The organism is Pelagibacterium xiamenense (assembly GCF_021166475.1).
Lineage (GTDB): Bacteria > Pseudomonadota > Alphaproteobacteria > Rhizobiales > Devosiaceae > Pelagibacterium > Pelagibacterium xiamenense.
This window is the reverse complement of sequence record NZ_JAJOYS010000003.1, coordinates 1-23,238: the sequence shown is the minus strand read 5'-3', so window position 1 is coordinate 23,238 and position 23,238 is coordinate 1. Positions and strand designations below refer to the sequence as shown.

Genomic DNA, 23,238 nt, shown 5'->3' with positions numbered 1-23,238 from the left:
AGGGATCAGGACCGGTCAACCGGCAGCGCCTCGATGATGACGAAGGCCTGGGCCATGCCGTTGTCGTCGGTGATTGTGACGTGGATATGGGGCTCGTGCCCGTCGGGCATAAGCTGCGCGAGACGTTTGGCCGCGCCGCCGGTGAGCCGCATCGTCGGCTTGCCGCTGGGCAGGTTCACAACGCCCATGTCGCGCCAATATACCCCGTGAGACATACCCGTGCCCAGCGCCTTGGCGCAGGCTTCCTTCGCCGCGAAGCGCTTTGCGTAGGATGCCGCGCGCAGTCGCCGGCGGTCGGATTTGGCGCGTTCGATGTCGGTGAAGCAGCGCTGTGTGAAGCGCTCGCCGAAGCGTTCGAGCGTGCGCTCGACATGCGCGATCTCGCACAGGTCGTTGCCCAGCCCCACGATCACTGCAAGCCCCTGCTCCCCGGCTTGACGGCCGGAATGGCGGCGAGCTCGGGCGGAAGATCGTCCGGAGCATAGGCCGGGACCTTGTATCGCGTCAGCGCGACGAGAGGCACGCCGATATCCGCTTCGCCGCCCGAGCGGTCGACAATACACGCGGCGGCGACAACGTCGGCGCCCAGCGCCTTGATGCAGTCGATACACTCGCGGATCGAAAGGCCGGTAGACACGATGTCCTCGACGACGATGACTTTCTCGCCCGGCTGGACGGTAAAGCTGCGACGCAGTTCGAACACGCCGTTGACCCGTTCTGTGAAGATAGCGGGTACGCCCAGGTGCCGCGCCGCCTCGTAGCCGGGAATGATCCCGCCGACGGCGGGCGAAACGACTTGGGAGATGCCGCCATAGCCTTCGGCGCGGATTTTGGCCGCAAGCGCCTTGCAGAGCGTTTCGGCCTTTTGCGGATGCATGAAGACGCGGGCCTTCTGCAAAAAGACAGGAGAACGCAGACCGGAAGAGAGGATGAAGTGACCCTCGAGCAACGCGTCGCAGCTTTTGAAGATGTCGAGCACCTCGTCCTGGGTCATGCGGCCGGTTCCTTATCCACTTCAAAGACCTTTTCGATGCCCGCAATCGCGCTCGCCTGCAAGGTCGAGGCGCGATAGACGCGCGAAAGCCCTGGAGTGCGTTTGAGCGTTGCAAGCACATCTGTCAACTGCGGCAGGTCCTTTACCTCGATCTCGAAGATCAATTCGTGGAAATCGCTGGCAAGGGCGCGCATGACGAAATTGGTGATATTGGCGTCGCAGGCGGCGATCGCGGAGGAAATCTGCGCGAGCGAGCCGGGCCGGTTGGCCGAGTTCATCGAGATGACCACGCGATAGAGCCGGTCGGCCTTGCCGTCGATATCCCAGCGTACATCGATCCAGCCCACATCCTTGTCGTGATACTGGATCAGCGCGTCCGAATCGATGGGGTATACCGTCATGGTGCCGTTTTCGTGCAGGATACCCACCAGCCGGTCGCCCGGCACGACACCCTCGCGTGAAATTTCGACGGGCATGTTGAAGTCGAACCCGACAAGCGCGGCGAAGCGCTTGACCGTGCTCGATTGCCCGCCCGGCATTCGGAAGCGGAAAAGTTCGCCCTGGCGCAGCGAGAACCAGCCATCAGCGTTGTCGCCGACAGGCAGGCTGATCTTGCTCTTGCGCCGCCGCTTGCCTTTTAAGGCGGCAGCCTCCCGCGCGAGGTCGTCGGCACTGATGCGCCCTTCCCCCACCTCGGTAAGCAGCGCCTTGCGGTCGGGCTGTTCAAGCCGCTTTGCCAGCGCCACGATGTCATCTTCGGAAAAGGACAGCGACTCGCGCTCGAGCACCGCCATCAACACCTGCTCGCCCAGCGAGAGCGCGCGCATCTGGGCGCTGAGGCGGACGGCGCGCCGGACGGCCGAGCGCGCCTTTCCGGTTACCGCGATATTCTCCCAATTGGGCGGCGGCGCGTGGTTGGGGTCGCGGAGGATTTCGACTTCGTCGCCCGAATGCAGGTGCGTGATGAGCGGCATCACGGCGCCGTTGATCTTGCACCCTACGCACGTATCGCCGACGTCGGTATGGACCGCATAGGCAAAATCGATCGGCGTCGCGCCGCGCGGCAGGGCGATCAGGCGCCCGCGCGGCGTGAAGCAGAAGACCTGGTCCTGGAAGAGCTCGAGCTTGGTGTGCTCGATAAATTCCTCGGGGTTCTCGCCCTCGGTGAGGTGCGCGATGGTGGTCCGGAGCCAGTTATAGGCCTGGCTTTCTTCTTCGAGCCTGTGCATGTCGCCGGAGATCGCTTCCTTATAAAGCGCATGGGCCGCGATGCCGTATTCGGCGATGGCGTGCATCTCGTGGGTGCGTATCTGGAGTTCGACGCGCTGGCGCGAGGGCCCGACGATCGTGGTGTGCAAGGAGCGGTAATCGTTCTGCTTGGGAACCGAGATATAGTCCTTGAACCGGCCCGGTACGACCTTCCAGCTTTGATGGATGACCCCGAGCGTGCGATAGCAATCGTCGATGGTATCTACGATGACGCGGAACCCGATCATGTCCGAGAGCTGCTCCAGCGCGATGGCCTTGCGTTCGATCTTCGAATAGATCGACCAGGCCGATTTCAGCCGCGCCGAAACCTCCGCCGTGATCCCCTGTTTGGTGAGATGTTCTTCGAGCTCGGAACGGATCTCGGCGATTATCTCGCGGCTCGACTGCTCCATCGCCGCGAGCCGGCTGGTGATGGCGTTGTAGTGCTCGGGATGCAGCGTCTTGAATGACAGGTCCTCGAGCTCGGAGCGCATGTCCTGCATACCCATGCGGCCGGCGAGCGGAGCATAGATATCCATCGTCTCCTGCGCGATGCGGGCGCGCTTGTGCACCGGCACGAATTCGAGGGTACGCATGTTGTGCAGGCGGTCGGCGAGCTTGACGAGCAGGACGCGCACGTCCTCGGAAATGGCAAGCAGGAGCTTCCTGAGGTTCTCGGCCTGGGCCTCCTCGCGCGAGACGAGGTTCAATCTGTCGATCTTGGTGAGTCCGTCGACGATCTGGCCGATTTCGGTGCCGAACATCTCATCGATTTCGGCGCGGGTGGCGTCGGTATCCTCGATCGTGTCGTGCAGAAGCGCAACGGCGATGGTCGCGTCGTCGAGTTTCAAATCGGTGAGGATCGCGGCAACCTCCAAGGGGTGCGCGAAGTAGGGGTCGCCGGAGGCACGCGTCTGGCTGCCATGCTTTTGCATGCCATAGACGTAGGCCTTGTTGAGCAAGCGTTCGTCGGCGTTCGGGTTGTAGGCCAGAACGCGTTCGACGAGTTCATATTGACGCATCATGCGCCGGAATACCCCATGGTGCAGCGACTACCGTAAGCAACAACAAAGGCGTCCGGCTCGCCGCCGGACGCCTTCGCAAAAAGATATAGGCAAAGCCTGCCGGCGATCAATCGTCGCGGCGTTCAGGCGGCGCCAGGGATTCGATGCCGCGAAGCAGCTCTTCTTCGCTGATCGTATCGAAAACCGGGCCATCCTCGTCGCTCGTCGTTTCGATGCGCGGGGCGATATCCGCCTCGGGCTCGTCGACCTCGACGTATTTCTGAAGCGAATGGATCAGTTCTTCCTTCAGGTCGTCGGGTGAAATCGTGGCGTCACCGATCTCGCGCAAGGCAACGACGGGGTTCTTGTCGTTGTCGCGGTCGACCGTAATCTGGGCGCCCGAGGATATCATCCGGGCGCGATGAGCCGCCATCAGGACCAGATCGAAGCGGTTCGGAATCTTTTCAATGCAATCTTCTACGGTGACGCGTGCCACTTGCCGGTCTCCATTGCTTTAGGGGGAGCGAGCAGCCCTCTTACACGACGCGCGCTGGAAAAACAAGCGCTCAGGTCACTGACAGCGGGGCAATTTGATGTGAACCTAGAGGCCTGCCATGCGTTGTCTTTTCAGGTGGCGGGGGCGGTCCTTTTTTGGGGAGTTTTTTCAGGATGTTTGATCCGCGCGAAAAAGTCGTTCTGTTTATCGATGGCGCGAACCTTTATGCGACCTCCCGGGCTTTGGGGATCGACATTGATTATAAGCGCTTGCTTGGCGAGTTCCAGTCGCAGGCCTATCTCTTGCGTGCCTACTATTATACCGCGCTGGTCGAGGACCAGGAATACTCCTCTATCCGTCCGCTAATCGATTGGCTGGACTACAACGGCTACACCGTCGTCACGAAGCCCGCCAAGGAGTTTACGGATGCGCAGGGGCGGCGCAAGGTGAAGGGCAATATGGACATTGAGTTGACTATCGACGCGATGGAGATGGCGACCCACTACGACCACCTGGTTCTGTTTTCGGGCGATGGGGACTTCACGGCGCTCGTTGCCGCGCTCCAGCGCCGGGGCAAGAAGGTCACCGTCGCCTCGACGCTGACGACGGCGACGCCGATGATCTCCGACGATTTGCGGCGGCAGGCCGACTATTTCCTCGACATTGCAGAACTGGCCAAGACCGTCGGACGCGCCCAGGTTGACCGCACGGGGTCGACTCGGGAAGATGCGCACAGCTAAGGCGCTTCTTTAGAGCAGGCATCGTTTCTGGATCGGGAGTGCGCCCAGGAAAGGTTTCGCGCCCTCACCGAAAGATCACCTCACATTGCTTGAGACAAACCCTCCGCACGACTGCCCGCTCTGCCCGCGGCTCGTCCATTTCCGCATGGATAACCGCGCCCAGTTTCCAGATTGGCACAACGCGCCGGTTCCCAACTGGGGAGACGCGGCGCCAAGGTTGATGATCGTCGGGCTCGCGCCAGGCCTGCGCGGCGCCAATCGCACGGGACGGCCGTTTACCGGAGATTATGCCGGGGACCTGCTCTACGCCACCCTGCTCAAATTCGGGCTGGCGTCGGGCTCCTATAAGGCCGATCCGGATGACGGGATGGTTCTCAAAAATGCGATGATCGTCAACGCAGTACGCTGCGTGCCGCCGCAGAATAAGCCGACGGGCGAGGAGATCTCGACTTGCCGGCGCTTCCTCTGCGCAACGATCGAGGCCAACCCGCAGGTCAGAGCCTTCATCGCGCTCGGACGGATCGGGCACGACTCCCTGCTCTCGGCGCTGGGCCGCCGCAGGGCCGCACATCCGTTCGGACACGGCGCCGAGCACGTACTCGAAAACGGCACGCGGCTTTTCGACAGCTTCCATTGCTCGCGCTACAACACCAACACCGGCAGGCTGACACCGGCGATGTTCGAGGATGTGATCGGTCGCGCGGCGAATTTCGTCGCCGGCTAACCCGTCTTGAGAAGACGTTGCTTTTCGCGCGACCAGTCACGCTCTTTCTGAACGTTGCGCTTGTCGACGGTCTTGCGGCCCTTGGCGAGCCCGATCGTGAGCTTGGCCATGCCGCGCTCGTTGAAATAGAGCCTCAGGGGCACAATCGTGTTGCCGGAGCGTTCGACCCCACGCGCGAGCTTGGCCAGCTCCTTTTTGGAGACGAGCAGCTTACGCTTGCGTTTCTCGTCGTGGTTGAAACGGTTGGCCTGAACATATTCGGGGATATTGGCGTTGATGAGCCAAAGCTCGCCCCCCTCGGGGGAAACGTACGCTTCGGCGATCTGTGCCTTGCCATTGCGCAGGGACTTGACCTCGGTGCCGCGCAGAACGATGCCAGCCTCGAGGGTCTCCAATATCTCGTAGTCGAAGCGGGCGCGGCGATTGTCCGCGACCGTTCCGTGTTCGAGTACGCCTTTGTCTTTCTTGGGCGCCATGGGCTTAGTTCATTAGTCCCGCATGCACCAGCGCATCATCGATCGCCTGGCGTGTCGTCTCCGAGACGGGCACAAGCGGGAGCCGCAAATCTTCCTTGATGAGCCCAAGCCGTGCGGCGGCGTATTTGACGCCGGCCGGGTTGGGCTCGATGAACAAGGCCTTATGTAAGGGCGCAAGGCGGTCCTGCAAGGTCAGCGCGGTCGCATAATCTCCGGCCTGGCAGGCGTTCTGGAAATCGGCGCAAAGCCGGGGTGCCACATTCGAGGTCACCGAAATGCATCCCCGCCCGCCATGGGCGTTGAACCCCAGCGCGGTCATATCCTCGCCCGAAAGCAGGATGAAATCGGGGCCCAGCACGTGGCGCTGCATCGTCGCTTTGCCCATGTCCGCCGTCGCGTCCTTGATGCCGACGATGTTGGGGTGCGCGTCGCGCAGGCGCTTGAGCGTTTCGACCGAAATGTCGATCACCGTGCGCGGGGGTACCGAGTAGATGACGACCGGCAGGCTGGTGGCCTTTGCAATGGCCGAAAAATGCTGGAACAGGCCCTCCTGATTGGGCTTGTTGTAATACGGGAGGATGGTGAGGATGCCATCGGCACCCGCCTTTTCCGCGAACTCGGCGAGATGGATCGCTTCCCGCGTCGAATTGGAGCCGGCGCCCGCAATCACGGGAATCTGCTTGTCGGCCACCTCGATGGTGATCTCTATGAGGCGGCGGTGTTCTTCATGGCTGACCGTTGGAGATTCGCCGGTGGTGCCGACCGGCACAACGCCGTGGGAGCCTTCCTCGATCTGCCATTTGACGAAACGGGCCATGGCATCTTCGTCAACCGCACCATTGTTGAACGGCGTAATGAGCGCCGTAATCGACCCGCTGAACATATACAGTCCTCAATTGTCGCTGCCGGCGCGCCCGGCAGCCCTTCGTTTTCCTGGGTGTTCATCCTTCGGCAAAAAGGCGTGCCCATGCCCCGTACGGAACGGAAGCGCACCATAGTGTCACTTGTGCGGCATCGCAACCAACCCGCGACACGGCCGGCCGACCGATCGCAAGGCATGCGCTGGGTTCGCGCCTTCCTGCCTTCCCGCATGGCATCTGCATGGGCATTGGGCCCTGCACGCCGCGCGTGGGCCGTGCTATGAAGCATCATGGCCAAACGCGCAACACTCTTTGACGATCTGCCGCAATTCGCGCCGCTGGGTATCGGGCGGATTTGTCCGGGCCCGGCGGGACGGACGATCGCCGTGCACCTAAGGGGCAATCTCGGGGGCGAGGAAACGCCGCTGGTTTGCATCCCCGGGTACAACAGGACCATGCTCGACTACACTGCATTTTTGGAGGGTCTGTCAGGCCTTGCCGGAAGCACGCGGCCGGTCGTGTTGCTCGATCTGGCTGGGCGCGGACGGTCCGCCCCCCTGCCCCGAAACATGCAGTACGCGACGCCGCGCGACGCAGCCGATGTCATCGCAGTCTGCGATGCGCTGGGGATCACCCGGGCGGTTCTTGTCGGCCAGGGGCATGGCGGACAGGTGGCGATGATCGTTGCCAAACAACGACCTTCGCTGGTGGGGGGGACCGTACTGATCGATTCCGGGCCGGTAACCGACCCGCGCGGGCTTGTCCGCCTGCGCAACAATTTCCGGCACCTTGTCAGCCTTCGCGACAAGCGCGCAAGCCAGGCGGCGCTGCGCAAAATTCTCGCGGCGGACTACCCCAGCGTGCCCGACTCGGCGCTGGATACGCTGGGCGCGCGCGTCTATGCGCCCGGTCGGCGCGGAGGCTTGGTGCCGCTTTTCGATCCCCGGCTCATCGGCCAGATCGAGCAGTTCGAATTCGACGATGTGCTCGAACCGCAATGGCCTCTCTTTGACTGCCTGCATCACGCGCCGATCATGCTCGTCCGCACACAGATGTCCGACCAGGTCCGGCGCGAGACGTATGAAGAAATGCGCCGACGCCGGCCCGATGCGGCACTTCTCACCGTAACCGGGCAAGGCAGTCCGGCCCTTCTTGACGATGGCGAGAGCATCGGCGCGATCGAGGCGTTCGCCAAGCTCTCGGACCGCAAGGGCGTCCCCGTCGAAGAGGCAGCCGCCTGAGAGCCGGCATGGCGCCGGAATACGCTATTGCCCGCGCGCCAGCGCCCGGGCCTGCCGGACCCAGTCCTCGCGTTCGATGCGGCCGTGGGCGTTGAGCTTTTCGTTCATCCGGGCGACGGTTTTTTCGTCCCAACCCGCAATCTGGGAAAAGTCGTGTATGCCTTCGGCCTTGAGCCGTTTTTCCATCGTCGGCCCGATGCCCTTGATCTGCTTGAGGTCCACCGATATCGGGCTTTCGGGCGCGGGTGCCGGTTCGGGCGTCACGACCGGTGCAGGTTCGGGCACGACGGCAGCGGCAGCGGTGCCGCCGCCGCCCTGCGACACGGCTTGTGCGGCAGGCTTGGCAAAAGTGCGCCGCAGGAGGAGACCGATGATGCAGCCGATAAAAAAGGCCGCCAAAAGCAGCAGTGCGCTTTCGAGAATGTGGGGCGTGGCGTTCATGGTCTACGCTCCATCCTGGCTGTACCAACCCGTGGCAATGCCGATAAGCAGCGCGATCACGAGAAACGGCCAGTAGGTGTAAAGCAGAAAGACGAGGCTATCGATCATTGTGCGGCGTCCTCGAAGGTGAAGGCAATGCGTCGGTTTTGCCGTTTGCCCTGAATGGTATCGTTCGAAGCGATCGGAAGGCTCGATCCATAGCCCACAGCATAAAGACGTGGGGCCGAGACACCAAGGGCGACAAGTTCGTCGACGACGGCCTCGGCGCGGGCAACCGAAAGCGGCAGGTTGAGCGCTTCGCTCCCATCGCTGTCGGTGTGCCCCTCAACATAGACAGTGGTTTGCGGGCAAATGTTCAGAAGTTGCGCGATATCCGGCAGGAGTGCGCGGGAGTCTGGTGTCAGATTGGCGCTGCCGGAGGCGAAAAGGAGTGATTTATCCGCCATGAAAGCGTCGACCTCGGCGCTGCAGACCGCGGAGGCCGGGGGTGCGGTAACCATGGTAACGAACCGCTCCTCGCCGCCCAGTTCCGCGAGCGCGGCAAGACCCTCGTCTTTCTGCGTATCGATGGCGGCGCGGCCGGTCAACAGCCAGCCCCCGTTGGCGAAGGCAAGTTGCCCCTGATCGAGATGGTCGAGCGCTGCAAGGCCGGCATAGAGCGCGCTGACGAAGTCCTGCGGCGCCCGTGGATTGACCGCCAGCGCGCTTTGCCCGTCCGTCCCGGCAAGCCGCATCACCAGCGCTTGCGTCGATGGGTCGGGCACGCTGCCCCGCAGGCTCAGCGCGCCGTCCGGTCCCTTGAGCGCCGAGAACCGGTATTCTGGGTCCGGCGCAGCGATCTCGGCCGTCGCTTCAGATTGTGCGGTTGTGACGCCGTCGGCAGGTTCACCGAGCGCGCTATCGGTCTGCTCGCCTGCTGCTGATTCGGATGTGTCTGCAGTCGAGGCGGCAATCCCATCGCCGGCCACCTCCTCGGTCTCGCTCACCTCTGCAACCGGCTCGGCTTCCGGCAAGGCAGATGGCTGGGCCTCCGAACTCCCCTCGCCAGCGTCTGCGTCCACGGCAGCACCAGGATCGCTGGGCGATGGCCGCTCCGCGGTCGCCTCCATACCGGCGGCCCGGTTGTCCCCCGGGCGCGTGGGCAGGATTTCCAATGTCCATGCGTCAAACGGGGTTGCCGCTCGCGCCAGAACGCCTTCGAGATCGTCGCGCTCCCGGCCCGCCGCAAGGGTCCCCTCAAGCATCCACGAATCGTCTTCATAGCGCAGCGCCCCGCTTTCCAGCGTGGCCAGCGCATCGAGGCCGGTAAGTGCATCGACGAGGAAGCCGTCAGGCGCTCCAACGCCGACTTCCGTATCGTCGGAGATCTCCCCGCCCGTCGTCACCGCGATGAGCGATTGCGCAGCGGCGCTTGGGACAATTCCTGTAAAAACAATATCCTGTCCCTCTTTCTGAGCCTGCCAGACGAAGGAATCGGCATTCTCAAGAACGGACACGCTGCTGTCCGATACCGGTGTCTCGAGCGTTTCGAGGGGCTCGCTATCCACCCCCTCGCCCTTCTGCGCTTCCGGTGCGGTGTCGAGCACCTGAAATTGCGCGACGCGGACAATTGAACTGGCCACTGCAGGAGCCATATCCGGCGCCGAACGATACGATAGCGCGTAGGCTTGGCTCGACAAGGAAAGCAGCGCGGCCAGCGCTATTGTGCGATAGGTCACTTTGGAATGGTTTGGCATGAATATCTGACAGTTCAGGCGCAGCACGCCAAAGGATGATTCGTGTGACAGGGCGCGCCGATCATATCGCCCGCGTCGGCGAACGCCACCACCCGAGCCGAAAGATCAACGGTTTATGGCGCCTTCGCGTCCGTTGGGCCAACCGTCCGCACAAAAAGAAAGGGCCCGGCAAGCCGGACCCTTCCCAGATCGCGTAACGCGAAGTCCAATTAGAAGGACTTGACCGCGCCGAAGTGAACGCCAAGACCGGTGTTTTCGGTCTGAGCATCGTAAAGGACAGCAACGGTACCGTTGGCTTCGAAGTCGCCACCCGGCTCGTAGGTCACGCCAACACCACCGCCGTAGACAGAGTCTTCGGTGTCAGTGTTGTAACCAACGGTTGCCCAAGCTTCACCAGTCAGCGTGTCGGTGAAGGCCGAGCTCAGAGTGAGCGTGCCCCAAACGACGTCTTCGACGGTGCCGAGAGCGAGCTGGTTGAAGTAGTCTTCGATCTTGCCGTTTTCAGCATTGTAGACAACTTCAAGGTCGAGATCGACGGTATCCGTCAGAGCGAAGGTCACACCAGCACCGGCGGTCGGCGTGAACTCGTCAGCGGCATTGGCGTACACACCGCCGACACCAGCACGGATGGTCGCGATATCGAGAGCGACTTCGCCCGTAACCAGACCCTGGATGTTGCCATCCTGATCAACGGTAAGAGCGGCGTAGACGTCGAAAATGTCGAACGAAGTCGACACGTCGGCATAGACGTCGAACAGAGCGTCGGCGTCGTTGTCGATCATGTTATAGAGATCGTAGATGTAGGCGCCGACATTGGCGACGGTGGTGCCGTCGTCGTAGCCGACGACCACACCGGCGCGGCCGCCGAGGTCACCGTAATCAGCCTGGTCCGAAAGGGCTTCCAGGCCAGCGCCGATCGACCAGCCGTTGCCGAGGTCGGAAACGACCTGGATCACGTGGCTGTCATCCGGATCACCCGTCGTCGCGACATCGTCGAGGATGTGCTGGGCATCGTCCACCCCGAAGAGCGAACCCGTGTAACCGGCGGTCAGAACCGTGGTGTCACCGAACGAAACGAAAGCTTCTTCGAAGATAACCGTGTCGGTGTCGTCCTGATCTTCCTGACCGATGGTCACGGAAGCGATCGCACGGCCGGCGTCGGTCTGCGTGGTAGCTTCGAACGTCAGGAACCAGTCGATCGTGGACGTGCGGTCAGAAGCGCTGTCGTCGTCAAAGAAGACAGTTTCGTACCAGTAGTCGTATTCGACTTCGCCCGTGATCAGAAGGCAGGTGTCGTCCGACGCAATGGTCAGACCGGAGATGCCGTAAGCATCGCAAACGTCGAGCGATACGAACTCGGCGATCGGATCAGCGGCCTGGGCACCCGTCGACAGGGCCAGAGCGGCTGCAGAACCCAGAAGAAGGCTCTTAAGTTTCATAATTGACCTCCAAAGTCAGTCATTCAGTTTGCCGGGCTAAACCGGCGGTTTGTCGAAACGCGACCACATTTTTGTTGGTGTCGTGTGTTGCCGTCGCGCTGCGACCGACAAACGATCCCATGCATGGATTCGCAAAACTCACTCTAGTCACACGAGCGCCTCGCGCAACATCGCATAGGGGTCTGTGGACGTTTGCAGGCAGGGTTGCGGAGGGAATGTTGCAAATTGGGCACACATCTATAAACCACTTGTTAATAGTCGTTATTGCCGCTGGTTGACGACTCTTTAAAGGAACCTGCGCCACCAATGCCGCCTCGAATCGAGCGTGGTCTGCCCACCGCGAAACGGCCACAAAATGCATGTGTGTGGAGAGCAGCCGAGATGTTGGAGTTATATCGACCATGAAGAGAGAGGGGCCTGGCATTGCGATGGCGGTGATGGCCGCCGTGCTTGCCCTTCCCGCGTTCGGCCAGGAAGCGGAACCGGCCGATGCGATCGAACCGCAGCTCGCCGATCTTTATGCGATTGTCGTCGGCACACAGGCCACGACCCGGTGTGCGGTGTTCGACGATACGATGACATATTTAACGCCGCTTGAGGCGACGGCTGCCGAGTATCGCCTGCGGCAGATGGAGACGGCGCTGGCGGGGCCGATCGAAAACATCGCCGATGTGGTCGCAAACATGCGGGCGGAAGCTGCGCAAATCCCGTGCGGGTCGGAATCGCTCGAGCCGTTTCTCGATTTCAACCGCGGCCTGGCGCACGATCTTGTCGATGTTGCGCTGCTGGCGTGGCAGGAGATCGACATCGCGGAGTGCAATTATTTCGCGGACGACGACTTCATGGCATCGGTCGCGCAGGCCGAGGATATGGCGGAAAACCTCGAAATCACAGGTACGCCGGCCCGCATCGCGTATGTGGAGCGCACGGCCGCGGGGTGGGTGGCGACGTTCGAGGAGAATTGCCGGAGCCTTGCGTTCGATCCGACCCGCACGCTGCCGGGACTTGTCGCTTTGGCGTTGCCCGCCGAGCCATGAACAGGGCGGGAAGGGTAAGGGCAAGCTCCCGGATTTTCCCCTTTGCGCGCCGAAAAATTTGCTATATGACCCTCACCGGAATGGGGCTGTAGCTCAGTTGGGAGAGCGCGTCGTTCGCAATGACGAGGTCAGGGGTTCGATTCCCCTCAGCTCCACCATTCAATCCGGCGACCCGAGCGCGGCCGATACCGTCCGACAGATTTCCAATCAGATACAATCGCCTGTCACCTTTGTGCTTCCAGTGTCACCTCAACTCGCGAGATGGCCGGGCGGGATGTCGTGCACTTCGACGCGCAAAGCGGCGACGTTCAGGAGAACGTCGGCCATAAGCGCCTGAAGCATTTCGCGCAGCCCGTAGACCAGCAACACCACGCATGCCAGGGAAAGATCGTGCCTCATCGTGAGGGCGGTCCGCTCCGACGCCCAGTCGGATACGTCCGCCAGGCGCCTTGCGGCACGGGATGCCACCCGTCCGATTTGGCGCCATTCCGGCTCATCGGGCGGCTGGCCGCAAGCAAAGATCGCCGGGCAGATCTCCTCGCCGGCCAGAAGCTCTGCCGCGGCCTGCCGGGACGGGGCGATGAGCACCATGTCCGACATGCTGACCCCGTGCGCGGCGATCTGCGCGAGCCCCCCGAGCGCACCCGCGACGTCCGGGAAAACGCATATCGCGACCCGATACGGCCCGCGCGTAGAGGCACCGCCGGCCGCTTGTATCGAGTGTCCGCCCCGTGGCACCGGAGTGATCATCGCCGCCCCCGCCCTTTCCTCGACGTTCATTGGCCTACTGGATGCCCGCTTCGCAATCCCCGATGCGCTTGAGCTGCTTCATATCGTGGATGACGATCGCGCCCGGCTCGGGAAGGCTGATCACCTGGAGCGATTTGAGCTTGGTAATGTTGCGGCTTACGGTTTCGATCGTCAGGCCGAGATAGTCGGCAATATCGGCGCGCGTCATCGGAACGCTCAACGTCTGGCCCGCAGCGGTATGGCGCCGGCGCTCGGCAAGGCCGCACAGGAATGAAGCGACACGCTCGATGGCCGATTTGCGGCACAGCGTGATCGAGAGGCTTTGTGCGGCGGTAATTTCGCGGCTCGCCATCTCGAGCATTTGCGCCCCGAGCTCAGGCCGCTCGCGGACGGTACGCAAGAGGTCCGCCTTGGGAATGGCGCGTACGCGGGCAAACGTCAGAGCATCGCAGTCGAAACTGTAGGTGTCGGTCTGCCCCAGGCCGATGATGTCGCCGGGAAATGCAAAAGATATGATCTGCCGGCGGCCGTCGTAGAAGACCTTGTAGACGCGAACCACGCCTTCGACGACCTCATAGAGATGGTCGGCGTCGTCTCCCTCGAAAATTAGTGGATCCTGCGCGCGCAGCGTGCGGATACCCATATCCAGCACCGATGCCGCGCCCCAGACCGGCGCGCTGGCTTGAATTGGCAATATCTGACCCATCGGGCTCCCCACAAATGCAGTATTGGATAGGGAGCAATATGGCGTTCGGGCGTAACGCACTTGCGCCTGCCCGGTAACGGCATGTAACATTTTGTATCAGGACGCTCTCAAAAACGGCTGTATCCAAAACCATGACGGCACCAGGTGCACCTCACATCCTGGTCGTGGACGATGACGAGAAAGTGCGGCGCATGCTGCGCCGCTGCCTCGAAGACGAAGGCTACGAGGTTTCAGAGGCGGCAGACGGAGCTGGCGTACAGGAGACGCTCTCCCGCTCGCCCGATCTCATCACACTCGATCTCAATCTCGGCGGCTCGGACGGGCTGACCATCGCGCGCGAAATCCGCCAGACCTCCGACGTCCCGATCATCATGATCACCGGCAAGGGCGACATGATCGACCGCATCGTCGGGCTCGAAATCGGGGCGGACGACTATATCGCCAAGCCGTTTCACCTGCGGGAGGTTCTGGCGCGGGTACGCTCGGTGCTGCGCCGCTCGAAACCGGAGCGCGCGCCCGAACACCCCCAGGCCGGCGCGGACGCGATCGTCCGGTTCAACGGTTTCACGCTCGATATCGAGGGCCGGACGCTGACGGGGTCGGCCGGGCTTGTGACCCTCACAAGCGGCGAATTCGATCTTCTGACCGTGTTCGCGAAAAACCCGCATCGCGTTCTCAACCGCGACCAGATCATGGACCGTCTCAAGGGCCACGACTGGAGCCCGTTCGACCGGAGCATCGACAACCAGATCGCCAGACTCCGCAAGAAGATCGAGGCCGATCCGGCGACCCCTACCCTCCTCAAGACCGTTCGCGGCGCCGGTTACACCTTCACCCCGAACCGGCTGCCCTAGGCTTCGGGCGGCTCCCTGAGCGCGCTGGCGATCGCATCGGCAAGGTCGGCCATGCGATAGGGTTTGCGGAGCACCTTAAGCTGGGCCTGCGCCAAAGCATCGGGCCGCGTCAATTCTTCGGCATAACCCGACGTGAGCAGAGCCCTGACGCCGGGATATCGCGCGCGCGCCTCGGTGCACAGGTCGTACCCCGACATGCCCGGCATGACGAGGTCCGAAAACAGCAGGTCGACACCGGGATTGGCGGCGAGGATCTCCAGCGCCTCGGGGCCGCTGCCCGCATCAAGGACGGTGTAGCCAAGCTCTTTAAGACGGGTCACCGTCAGCCGGCGAACGCGATCGTCGTCTTCTACCGCCAGAACCAGCTCCCCGTGCCCGCGGGTTGCCTCGGGATGCTCGCCGGCGGCCACGGCCTCGCCTTGCTCGCGATACCGCGGCAGGTAAAGATTGACCGTGGTGCCCTTCTCGGGCTCGCTGTAAATCGTGGCGTGCCCGCCCGACTGCTTGGCGAAGCCATAGATCATCGAGAGGCCCAGCCCAGTGCCCTTGCCCTTTTCCTTGGTGGTGAAGAAGGGCTCGAAGGCACGCTCGCGCACGGCGGCGGGCATGCCCAGGCCGGTATCGGAGACCGAAAGGCGCACGTAGTCGCCCGGTTCGATCCCTGACTCGCTGGCCCCGTCCTCCTCGTCGACCTGGATGTTGGATGTCTCGATGACCAACCGCCCGCCCGACGGCATCGCATCGCGGGCGTTGACCGCGAGATTGACGATGGCGCTTTCGACCTGGGATGCGTCGGTCCTCACCATCCACAGGCTGGGGCTGAGCGCGTTCGAGAGAAAGACCGTTTCGCCGAGTGTGCGATGCAGCATGTCGGTGAGCCCGAGGACGAAGGTGTTGAGATTTACCGGTTCGGGCTCGAGGTGGCTGCGGCGCGCAAAGGCCAGCAGTCTGGACGTCAGCCGTGCGCCGATTTCAGCGGCCTCGAGCGCCTCGGAGGCGAGCTGACGCTTGTCGTCCGTGGTGAGCCTGGCATCCAGCATTTCGAGGTTGCCGATGATCACCGTGAGAAGGTTGTTAAAGTCGTGAGCGATCCCGCCGGTGAGCTGGCCCATCGCATCCATCTTCTGGGCCTCGCGGAGCGCGCGCTCGGTTGCCTTGTGTTCGGACAGGTCGCGGATGATGCCTGCGAATTGGGTTCTGCCCTCGACCTCGAACTCGCTGACGGCCAGATGGATCGGGAACGTCGTGCCGTCGGCCCTCCGGCCCACCACTTCGCGCCCGATGCCAATGATTTTTTTGCGGCCGGTCTCCCGATACGCGCGGATATAACCGTCATGCTCGGAATGATAGGGTTCGGGCATCAAAAAGTGGACGTTACGACCGATGAATTCGTCGCGCGCATAGCCGAACAGCCGCTCCGCTGCGGGATTGACCGTCATAATTGTGCCGTTGCGGTCGATGGTGATGATCGCATCGACCGCGGAATCGAGAATCGCGCGAAGCTTGGCGGCCTGGCCCGCCAAGGATGGATCGGTCTGAAGACTGTCAGCCATGGAACGGAATCAGGCTTGCCGGAGTTCGTCGTTATGCCACTCTAGCTCAAGCGATCTGTGCGGAAAAGGCGCGCATTTCGTACCGTTAGACACGCATGGAGGTAGCCCTCGCGTGACAGATCGAACCCACGCGCAGCATTGCGCGCGGGGATAGTCCAGGGAGAGCCCCCTACACCGTCTGTTCTGCATTCCTGCGGACCACGGTTTGTGGGCTGATCGTCCGCCACAGACCGATCTCCGCGTGACATCGCGAACAGTTGACGCGTGTATTGTCTGCCACCTCGTCGACCGTAATATGATTGGTCGCACCGCAATGTGGGCAGACGATTTCACGCTCAAGATAGATGCCAGCCATGATGTCGCCTCTCCGTTTCCTGACAGGCGGGTGCGGGCCTGACGCCCGGCTTGCAACCGTTCTATGCCGATTTGCCGCGTGCCGATTTTCTGAAATGTGAGTGTTACACATAAACTCGGCGAATGCATGACAATTCGGGCCGAATGCGCGGATTAGGTCATACGCCCCTGCAACTGGACGGCCCGTCCTGGACGCGCAGGACGAGGTGCCGCACTTTACAGCATATATATGAACACGTATTTATATGTTTATCTGATCTTCCTCGATACGCGGACTGCACATGAGCGGCGACTCCACCGGCGACGGCCACACACACCACCATCACGCGCCCGAGGTGACGGGCAACAATGAGCGCGTGGTTCTTGTCGGCTTCCTTCTGACCTTCGGGTTCATGATCGCCGAGGTGATTGGAGGGCTTCTCGCCGGTTCACTGGCCCTGATCGCGGATGCGGGGCACATGCTTACCGATGCCGCGGCGCTTGCGCTGGCCTGGGCCGGGTTCCGGTTCGGGCGCCGTGCGTCGGACGCCAAGCGGACCTTCGGTTACATGCGGTGCGAGGTGCTCGCTGGGTTCGTCAATGCCCTTACGCTAATCGCTCTGGTCTTGTGGATCGCCTATGAAGCGGTCCAGCGTTTCATAGACCCCCATCCCGTTCTCGCCGGCCCGATGTTCGTCGTCGCGGTGCTGGGGCTTATCGTCAATGGCGCGGTCTTTTTCATGCTCAACCGGGGCGATACCGAGCATGTGAATATCAAGGGCGCCCTGCTCCATGTTGTCGGAGACCTGTTGGGATCGGTGGCTGCCATCGCCGCGGCCATCGTCATCTACTTTACCGCCTGGACTCCGATCGACCCGATCCTCTCGGTTCTGCTTTCGGCACTGATTCTGCGCTCGGCATGGGCGCTTTTGAAGAACTCGCTTCACATCCTCATGGAGGGCACGCCGCCCGATATCGAAATTGAAGCACTCAAGGCGCACCTTGTCGAAACGGTCCCCGATGTGGCTGACGTCAATCACGTCCATGTATGGTCCATCACCTCAGGCAAGCCCGCGGCAACCCTGGAGGTGACGCTGGGCGCCAACGCCGATGCGCCGACGATATCCGAGCGGGTCAAGGCGGCGCTCGCGGCGGCCTACGGCATCCGCCACGCCACGGTCGAGATCAATTGGGACGACAAGCCCGCCACGTGTGAAATATCGGCGCACGCGCACACCGAAGAACATTCGCACTAGGCAACCGGCGACGATTTCGGCCGAACTTATCCCCGCCCCCCCGAACCTCACTTATATTGCTTCTCACGGACCCGCTTTGATGGGCGCGAGCGCAACGAACGTTTGGGCGGGACCGGTCCGGGTCCGATGGGAGTCGTCCCAGCGGAGGTCCAAAGCGGACAGAGGCCGGACGGGGACTGATATCCCCGTCGCACCGGGGAAACCCGGAGGGGCACCGAACCTTTCCCACTCGTAGGAAGGGTTACGACAAACCCCAGCCCGGGACGCCGCCATAAGCCGAAAACCCCGGATGTATGCGGCGAGGCTCGCTTCGCTATTCTAATTTCAGTATGAGGCGCGTCTCGCCGCATACCGTCCACGCTCAATGACCGGGGCTTCAAGGCCGCCGGTCGTCTCTACACGCGCCTCTGAAAAGATATCATACAAGATGTTGACTTCTATCAGTCAACTCAATATCCCGGTGGTGGAAAATTTGAGCAAAGGACATCGCCATGGATCCCAAGGACATCAAAACCGTGCTCGGGGCCGGTCTACTATCGTTCCCGGTGACGCATTTTGATGCCGGGGGCAAGTTCAACCGCGAGTCCTATGGCAAGCATGTGGATTGGCTCTCGGGCTTCGATGCGGCAGCGCTCTTTGCCGCCGGCGGCACGGGCGAGTTCTTTTCGCTGAGCCCGGACGAGATCCCCACCGTCGTCGCGGCGGCCAAGGATGCCGCAGGCAACACGCCGATTATTTCCGGCTGCGGCTACGGTACCGAGATGGCCGTCTCGATTGCCAAGGCGGCTGAGAAGGCTGGCGCCGACGGCATCCTTCTCCTCCCCCACTATCTCATCGACGCACCCCAGGAAGGGCTTTACCGCCACGTCCTCGCGGTCTGCCAGTCCGTCGGCATCGGCGTGATGGTCTACAACCGCGACAATTCCATCCTGCAGGCGGACACCCTGGCGCGCTTGTGTGACAAGTGCCCCAACCTCATCGGTTTCAAGGATGGCTCGGGCGATATCGGCCTGGTGCGGCAGATTACCGCCACCATGGGCGACCGGCTCACCTATCTCGGCGGCATGCCGACTGCCGAGCTTTTCGCCGAGGCCTATCTCGCGGCCGGGTTTACGACGTATTCCTCGGCGGTGTTCAACTTCGTACCGGAGCTGGCGGTCACATTCTACAAGGCGCTGCGCGCCGGTGAAACCGGGACTTGCGAAACCATCCTCAAGGATTTCTTCTACCCGTTCATGACTCTGCGCAGCCGGAACAAGGGCTACGCGGTGTCCGCCATCAAGGCCGGCGTCCGGCTGCAGGGCTTCGACGCCGGCCCCGTACGCGCTCCGCTCACCGACCTTACGAGCGAGGAGGAAAACATGCTGGCCGAACTGATTGCGTCCAACAAACGATGAAAATCGCCGAAGTCCGCACGCACCTGCTCGAGCACAAGCTCGACACCGCTTTCGAAAGCGCCTCGATGCGCTTCGACAAGCGCGTGCACGTGCTTGTCGAGATCGTCTGCGACGACGGCACCACCGGCTGGGGCGAATGCCTCGGTCCGGCGGGGCCGAACGCCGCGATCGTCGCGGCCTACACGCCGTGGCTTCTCGGCAAGGATCCGCTCGAGACCGAAAAACACTGGGCGGTGCTCTACAACGCGCTGCGCGATCAGGGTCAGCGCGGACTCACCATCACCGCGCTTTCGGGCATCGATATTGCGCTCTGGGACATCAAGGGTAAACATTTCGGCGTTCCCGTCTCGACACTGCTTGGCGGGCGGTTCCGCGACAGCGTGAGGGCCTACGCCACCGGCTCGTTCAAACGCGACGGCGTGGACCGGGTCGCGGACAATGCGCGTGAGGTGGCCGAACACCGGGCGGCGGGATTTCATGCCGCCAAGATCAAGATCGGCTTCGACCCGGACGAGGATCTCCGGGTCATCGCCGCGGTCCGTGAGGCAGCCGGCAGCGACATGCGGCTGATGATCGACGCCAATCACGGCTATGACGTCATGGAGGCCGTCCGCGTCGGTCAGGCGGCAGCGGAATACGGCATAGACTGGCTCGAAGAGCCCGTCCTCCCCGAACACCTCGGCGCTTACCGCGAGGTGCGCGCCCGTCAACCCCTCCCCGTCGCCGGGGGTGAAACCTGGCACACGCGCTGGGGTATGCGCGAGCCCATCGAAACGCGATGCATCGACATCGTCCAACCCGACATCTGCGGGGTCGGCGGTTTCACCGAGATGAAACGTGTCGCCGACATGGCCGCGCTCCACGGCATCCGGCTCATCCCGCATGTCTGGGGCACGGCTGTGCAAATCGCGGCCGCGCTGCAGTTCATGGCAGCGATGGTGCCCAATCCGGTGCGCAATAATCCAATCGAGCCGATCCTCGAATTCGACCGCACGCACAATCCCTTCCGCCAGGCGGTCGTCACATCGCCGATCGAACACCAGAACGGTGTCGTCGCAATCCCCGACGGTCCGGGGCTCGGGATCGAGATCGACCGGAACGCCCTTAGAGAATTCGCACCGAAGGGTACCTGATGCTCGAACGCACCTATGGCGGCCCAAAGCCTCGAACGGTTCTCCCCGCGGGGACGATCGACACGCAGATGCACATGTATCTCGAGGGCTATCCGGCCCTCCCTGGCGGCCCTGCCCTCCCTGACGGCCTTCCCGGTCCGGACGAATATCGCCGGACGATGGACTGGTTGGGGATCGAGCGCGTGGTCATCACGCAAGGGAATGCGCACCAATTCGACAACGGCAATCTGGTTGCCGCGCTCGATGCCATGGGTGGCGTCGCGCGCGGTGTCGCCGTCATAACCGGGGAAACCGGCGACGCCGAGATGCAGCGGCTCGCGGATGCAGGCGTTACCGGTGCCCGGATCATGGATCTGCCCGGCGGCGCGATCGGGCTTTCCGGACTCGAAGCAATCGATGCCCGGGCGCAGGCGTTCGGCTGGTGCATGGCCATTCAGTTCGATGGCTCCGATATCCTCGATCATATGCCTCGCCTCGAAGCAATCCGGAGCGACTGGGTCTTCGATCATCACGGCAAGTTCTTTGCCGGCGTTACGCCGGACAGCCCGCAGGTCGACGCTGTCAAGCGGCTGATCGATGCGGGCAATTGCTGGTTCAAATTCGCCGGCTGCTACGAATCGAGCCGCACGGGTGGACCGGACTACGCCGACATCGCCGCGGTAGCGCGCGAACTTGCCGCCTATGCGCCCGAACGGATCGTCTGGGGTACGAACTGGCCGCACAATCTCGCCAAATCGACGGCCGAATATCCCAACGATGCCGCGCTGCTCGATACCGTCCTGGGCTGGTTCCCGACCGAAGACGCGCGCCACAAGGCCCTGGTCGAGAACCCGGAGCGGTTATTCGGATTTCCACCGGCGCAGGCGTGAAAAACTTGTCCCCGGCACTCGATCCGTGATTTAGACTGCGGCGTTATCGAAAGTTCGAACGCCCATGTCTTCTGCTCTTGTCTCCGAATTCCGTTCCATCGTCGGCCCGCGCCATGTCCTCGTCGGCGATCGCGCCACCCGCCGGTACCGCAAGGGGTACCGTTATGGCGACGGCAAGGTGCTCGCCGTGGTCCGCCCCGGGACACTGCTCGAACAGTGGCGTGCGCTCAAGGCCGCCGTCGAAGCGGGCGTCATCGTCATCGTACAGGCGGCCAATACCGGCATCACCGGCGGATCGACACCGTTCGGCGAGGGCTATGACCGTCCTATCGTCATTATCAACACCATGCGCATCCGCCGGATCGATCTCATAGACGGCGGCAATCAGGTGATCGCCCTGCCCGGGGCTACACTCGACCAGTTGGAAAAAACGCTGCGCCCCATCGGGCGCGAGCCGCACTCGGTGATCGGTTCGTCCTGCATCGGCGCGTCCGTCACCGGCGGGGTGTGCAACAATTCAGGCGGTTCGCTGATCCAGCGCGGGCCGGCCTATACACAGTTTGCGGTTTTCGCGCAGGTCGACGAGAACGGTACGCTGAGACTGGTGAACCACCTTGGGGTGGAGTTGGGCGAAGACGCCGAAACGATCCTGATGAGGCTCGATTCGGGCGACTATTCCGAGACCGACATCCAGCGCGAATCCAACCAGTGGGCCTCGGACCGGGAATATCACCGGCACGTGCGCGACATCGACGCGGACACCCCAGCGCGCTTTAACGCCGACCCGCGGCGGCTTTTCGAAGCCTCGGGCAGCGCAGGCCGGCTGGCAGTCTTCGCGCTGCGGCTCGATACCTTTCCGGCGGACAAGGATACGGCGGTCTTCTATATCGGCACGAACGACCCCGCAGAACTTACGGAAATCCGGCGGCATATCCTTTCGCGCTTCGAGACCCTGCCGATTGCGGGGGAATACCTGCACCGCGACGCCTACACGATGACACAGCGGTACGGGAAGGATACCTATCTCGTGATCCGTCATCTCGGGACGGATTCGGTCCCCAAAGCCTTTGCCCTCAAAAGCTGGGTCGACGGGCTCACCGAGAAGTTCGGGCTCGGCGGTGCGATTTCCGACCGGATCGTGCAGATGGCGATGCGGATCTGGCCCGAGCACCTGCCCAAGCGCATGAACGCCTATCGCGACCGGTTCGAGCACCACCTGATGCTCAAGATGGGCGGCGCGGGCGTGGCCGAGGCACGCGCCTATCTTTCAGAACTGTTCCCCTCGCGGAACGGAGATTTCTTCGAATGCACGAAGGATGAGGGGGCGGCCGCTTTTCTGCACCGGTTCGCGTTCGGCGGTGCATCGGGCCGCTATCGCGCGGTGCATCCGGACGAGGTCGAAGATATCCTGGCGCTCGACGTGGCGCTGCGCCGCAACGAAACCGACTGGTTGCCGAAACTGCCGCCCGAGATCAGCGCGCAGCTGACGCATACGCCGGTTTGCGGGCACTTCTTCTGCCATGTGCTGCATCAGGACTATCTGGTCAGGAAGGGTGCGGACGTTGCGGCGATCAAGGCGCAACTGCTGGATCTTTTGGATCAGCGGGGCGCCGAATACCCCGCTGAACACAATGTCGGGCACCTTTACGAGGCCAAACCGTCGCTCGTTGAGTTCTATAAAGCCCTCGACCCTACCAACAGCCTCAATCCCGGCATCGGACGAACGTCCAAGCGCCGGAACTGGGCCTGAGGACGGGCCGGTTCAGCTAGAACTCGTTCCAGTCCGGATCGATGGCGGCATTTCCGTCGGTGAGGTAGGCCTTGGCGGCGGTCTTTGCCGCCGGCTTCTGCCTCGCTGCCGCTGCCGCGGGCGCCGCGGTGATCGTCGTGCTCTTGTCGAGCCGGAAGATCTCGACGATGCGGTCGAGCGCGGAGGCCTGCGCCTCGGTCT

The 23,238-nt window shown here is 62.5% G+C and carries 24 protein-coding genes and 1 tRNA gene; 11 read left to right on the top strand and 14 right to left on the bottom strand.

Features of this window, described 5'->3' with window-relative positions; all coding sequences use genetic code 11:
* Positions 1-5: 5 nt before the first annotated feature.
* The 4 genes from acpS to rpoZ form a co-directional block, all read right to left on the bottom strand.
* Positions 6-413 (bottom strand): holo-ACP synthase, encoded by a 408-nt coding sequence (gene acpS / locus LSG43_RS12760; protein ID WP_231804777.1) that lies wholly within the window; start codon positions 411-413, stop codon positions 6-8.
* Complete coding sequence (pyrE, locus tag LSG43_RS12755) at positions 410-994, bottom strand: orotate phosphoribosyltransferase (RefSeq protein WP_231804775.1); 585 nt, start codon at positions 992-994, stop codon at positions 410-412. The genes acpS and pyrE overlap by 4 nt, the downstream gene beginning before the upstream one ends.
* Positions 991-3,267: a RelA/SpoT family protein gene (locus tag LSG43_RS12750; protein ID WP_231804773.1), complete on the bottom strand. Its 2,277-nt coding sequence runs from the start codon at positions 3,265-3,267 to the stop codon at positions 991-993. Before LSG43_RS12750 ends, pyrE begins: the two co-directional genes overlap by 4 nt.
* 106 nt (positions 3,268-3,373) lie before the next feature.
* Positions 3,374-3,742 carry a DNA-directed RNA polymerase subunit omega gene (rpoZ, locus tag LSG43_RS12745; protein WP_231804771.1) on the bottom strand — a complete coding sequence of 123 codons (369 nt, stop codon included), beginning with the start codon at positions 3,740-3,742 and terminating at the stop codon, positions 3,374-3,376.
* A gap of 173 nt (positions 3,743-3,915) precedes the next feature.
* Here rpoZ and LSG43_RS12740 point away from each other — a divergent pair, with 173 nt between their 5' ends.
* Both LSG43_RS12740 and LSG43_RS12735 read left to right on the top strand, forming a co-directional pair.
* Entirely contained in the window at positions 3,916-4,482 is a 567-nt protein-coding gene (locus LSG43_RS12740) for a LabA-like NYN domain-containing protein (RefSeq protein WP_231804769.1), read from the top strand.
* A gap of 145 nt (positions 4,483-4,627) precedes the next feature.
* Complete coding sequence (locus LSG43_RS12735) at positions 4,628-5,206, top strand: uracil-DNA glycosylase (protein ID WP_231805654.1); 579 nt, start codon at positions 4,628-4,630, stop codon at positions 5,204-5,206.
* Here the strand turns inward: LSG43_RS12735 and smpB are convergent.
* Positions 5,203-5,682 (bottom strand): SsrA-binding protein SmpB, encoded by a 480-nt coding sequence (gene smpB / locus LSG43_RS12730; protein WP_231804767.1) that lies wholly within the window; start codon positions 5,680-5,682, stop codon positions 5,203-5,205. The two genes, LSG43_RS12735 and smpB, sit on opposite strands and share 4 nt — an antisense overlap.
* A gap of 4 nt (positions 5,683-5,686) precedes the next feature.
* Positions 5,687-6,565 carry a 4-hydroxy-tetrahydrodipicolinate synthase gene (dapA, locus tag LSG43_RS12725; protein ID WP_231804765.1) on the bottom strand — a complete coding sequence of 293 codons (879 nt, stop codon included), beginning with the start codon at positions 6,563-6,565 and terminating at the stop codon, positions 5,687-5,689.
* 267 nt (positions 6,566-6,832) lie between these two features.
* Between dapA and LSG43_RS12720 the strand changes: the two genes are divergently transcribed.
* Positions 6,833-7,783 (top strand): alpha/beta fold hydrolase, encoded by a 951-nt coding sequence (locus tag LSG43_RS12720; protein WP_231804762.1) that lies wholly within the window; start codon positions 6,833-6,835, stop codon positions 7,781-7,783.
* A gap of 24 nt (positions 7,784-7,807) precedes the next feature.
* Here LSG43_RS12720 and LSG43_RS12715 read toward each other — a convergent pair whose 3' ends face one another.
* From LSG43_RS12715 to LSG43_RS12705, 3 genes are all read right to left on the bottom strand, one after another.
* Positions 7,808-8,224: a helix-hairpin-helix domain-containing protein gene (locus tag LSG43_RS12715; RefSeq protein WP_231804759.1), complete on the bottom strand. Its 417-nt coding sequence runs from the start codon at positions 8,222-8,224 to the stop codon at positions 7,808-7,810.
* Between the two features lie 104 nt (positions 8,225-8,328).
* On the bottom strand, positions 8,329-9,846 hold the full coding sequence (locus LSG43_RS16650) for an OmpA family protein (protein ID WP_231804757.1): 1,518 nt from the start codon (positions 9,844-9,846) through the stop codon (positions 8,329-8,331).
* A 323-nt stretch (positions 9,847-10,169) separates the two neighbouring features.
* Positions 10,170-11,399 carry a porin family protein gene (locus tag LSG43_RS12705; protein ID WP_231804754.1) on the bottom strand — a complete coding sequence of 410 codons (1,230 nt, stop codon included), beginning with the start codon at positions 11,397-11,399 and terminating at the stop codon, positions 10,170-10,172.
* 401 nt (positions 11,400-11,800) lie between these two features.
* Here LSG43_RS12705 and LSG43_RS12700 point away from each other — a divergent pair, with 401 nt between their 5' ends.
* Both LSG43_RS12700 and LSG43_RS12695 read left to right on the top strand, forming a co-directional pair.
* A complete protein-coding gene (locus LSG43_RS12700; protein ID WP_231804752.1) occupies positions 11,801-12,436 on the top strand; it encodes a hypothetical protein in 636 nt (211 codons plus the stop codon).
* Between the two features lie 82 nt (positions 12,437-12,518).
* Positions 12,519-12,594: transfer RNA gene (locus LSG43_RS12695), tRNA-Ala, on the top strand.
* Positions 12,595-12,685: 91 nt separating this feature from the next.
* On the opposite strand, the gene LSG43_RS12690 is transcribed toward LSG43_RS12695, so the two are convergent.
* Both LSG43_RS12690 and LSG43_RS12685 read right to left on the bottom strand, forming a co-directional pair.
* Positions 12,686-13,216 carry a hypothetical protein gene (locus LSG43_RS12690; protein ID WP_231804750.1) on the bottom strand — a complete coding sequence of 177 codons (531 nt, stop codon included), beginning with the start codon at positions 13,214-13,216 and terminating at the stop codon, positions 12,686-12,688.
* Positions 13,217-13,220: 4 nt separating this feature from the next.
* Entirely contained in the window at positions 13,221-13,892 is a 672-nt protein-coding gene (locus LSG43_RS12685; RefSeq protein ID WP_231804748.1) for a helix-turn-helix domain-containing protein, read from the bottom strand.
* A 131-nt stretch (positions 13,893-14,023) separates the two neighbouring features.
* Here LSG43_RS12685 and LSG43_RS12680 point away from each other — a divergent pair, with 131 nt between their 5' ends.
* The gene (locus tag LSG43_RS12680) at positions 14,024-14,746 is read left to right on the top strand and encodes a response regulator (RefSeq protein ID WP_231804746.1); all 723 of its coding nucleotides are present in this window, start codon (positions 14,024-14,026) and stop codon (positions 14,744-14,746) included.
* On the opposite strand, the gene LSG43_RS12675 is transcribed toward LSG43_RS12680, so the two are convergent.
* A complete protein-coding gene (locus LSG43_RS12675; protein ID WP_231804743.1) occupies positions 14,743-16,299 on the bottom strand; it encodes a PAS domain S-box protein in 1,557 nt (518 codons plus the stop codon). The two genes, LSG43_RS12680 and LSG43_RS12675, sit on opposite strands and share 4 nt — an antisense overlap.
* Positions 16,300-16,468: 169 nt before the next feature.
* On the bottom strand, positions 16,469-16,654 hold the full coding sequence (locus LSG43_RS12670; RefSeq protein WP_231804741.1) for a paraquat-inducible protein A: 186 nt from the start codon (positions 16,652-16,654) through the stop codon (positions 16,469-16,471).
* Between the two features lie 280 nt (positions 16,655-16,934).
* Between LSG43_RS12670 and LSG43_RS12665 the strand changes: the two genes are divergently transcribed.
* The 5 genes from LSG43_RS12665 (at position 16,935) to dld (ending at position 23,037) form a co-directional block, all read left to right on the top strand.
* Positions 16,935-17,888 carry a cation diffusion facilitator family transporter gene (locus LSG43_RS12665; protein ID WP_231804739.1) on the top strand — a complete coding sequence of 318 codons (954 nt, stop codon included), beginning with the start codon at positions 16,935-16,937 and terminating at the stop codon, positions 17,886-17,888.
* Between the two features lie 491 nt (positions 17,889-18,379).
* Positions 18,380-19,285, top strand: a complete 906-nt coding sequence (gene kdgD / locus LSG43_RS12660) for a 5-dehydro-4-deoxyglucarate dehydratase (RefSeq protein WP_231804737.1) — start codon at positions 18,380-18,382, stop codon at positions 19,283-19,285.
* Positions 19,282-20,418, top strand: coding sequence for a mandelate racemase/muconate lactonizing enzyme family protein (locus LSG43_RS12655; RefSeq protein ID WP_231804735.1), 1,137 nt, complete (start codon positions 19,282-19,284; stop codon positions 20,416-20,418). Before kdgD ends, LSG43_RS12655 begins: the two co-directional genes overlap by 4 nt.
* Positions 20,418-21,287 carry an amidohydrolase family protein gene (locus LSG43_RS12650; protein ID WP_231804733.1) on the top strand — a complete coding sequence of 290 codons (870 nt, stop codon included), beginning with the start codon at positions 20,418-20,420 and terminating at the stop codon, positions 21,285-21,287. The genes LSG43_RS12655 and LSG43_RS12650 overlap by 1 nt, the downstream gene beginning before the upstream one ends.
* A gap of 64 nt (positions 21,288-21,351) precedes the next feature.
* Complete coding sequence (gene dld, locus LSG43_RS12645; RefSeq protein WP_231804731.1) at positions 21,352-23,037, top strand: D-lactate dehydrogenase; 1,686 nt, start codon at positions 21,352-21,354, stop codon at positions 23,035-23,037.
* Positions 23,038-23,053: 16 nt separating this feature from the next.
* On the opposite strand, the gene LSG43_RS12640 is transcribed toward dld, so the two are convergent.
* The coding region (locus tag LSG43_RS12640) for a hypothetical protein (RefSeq protein WP_231804729.1) at positions 23,054-23,238 on the bottom strand (185 nt) is incomplete at its 5' end.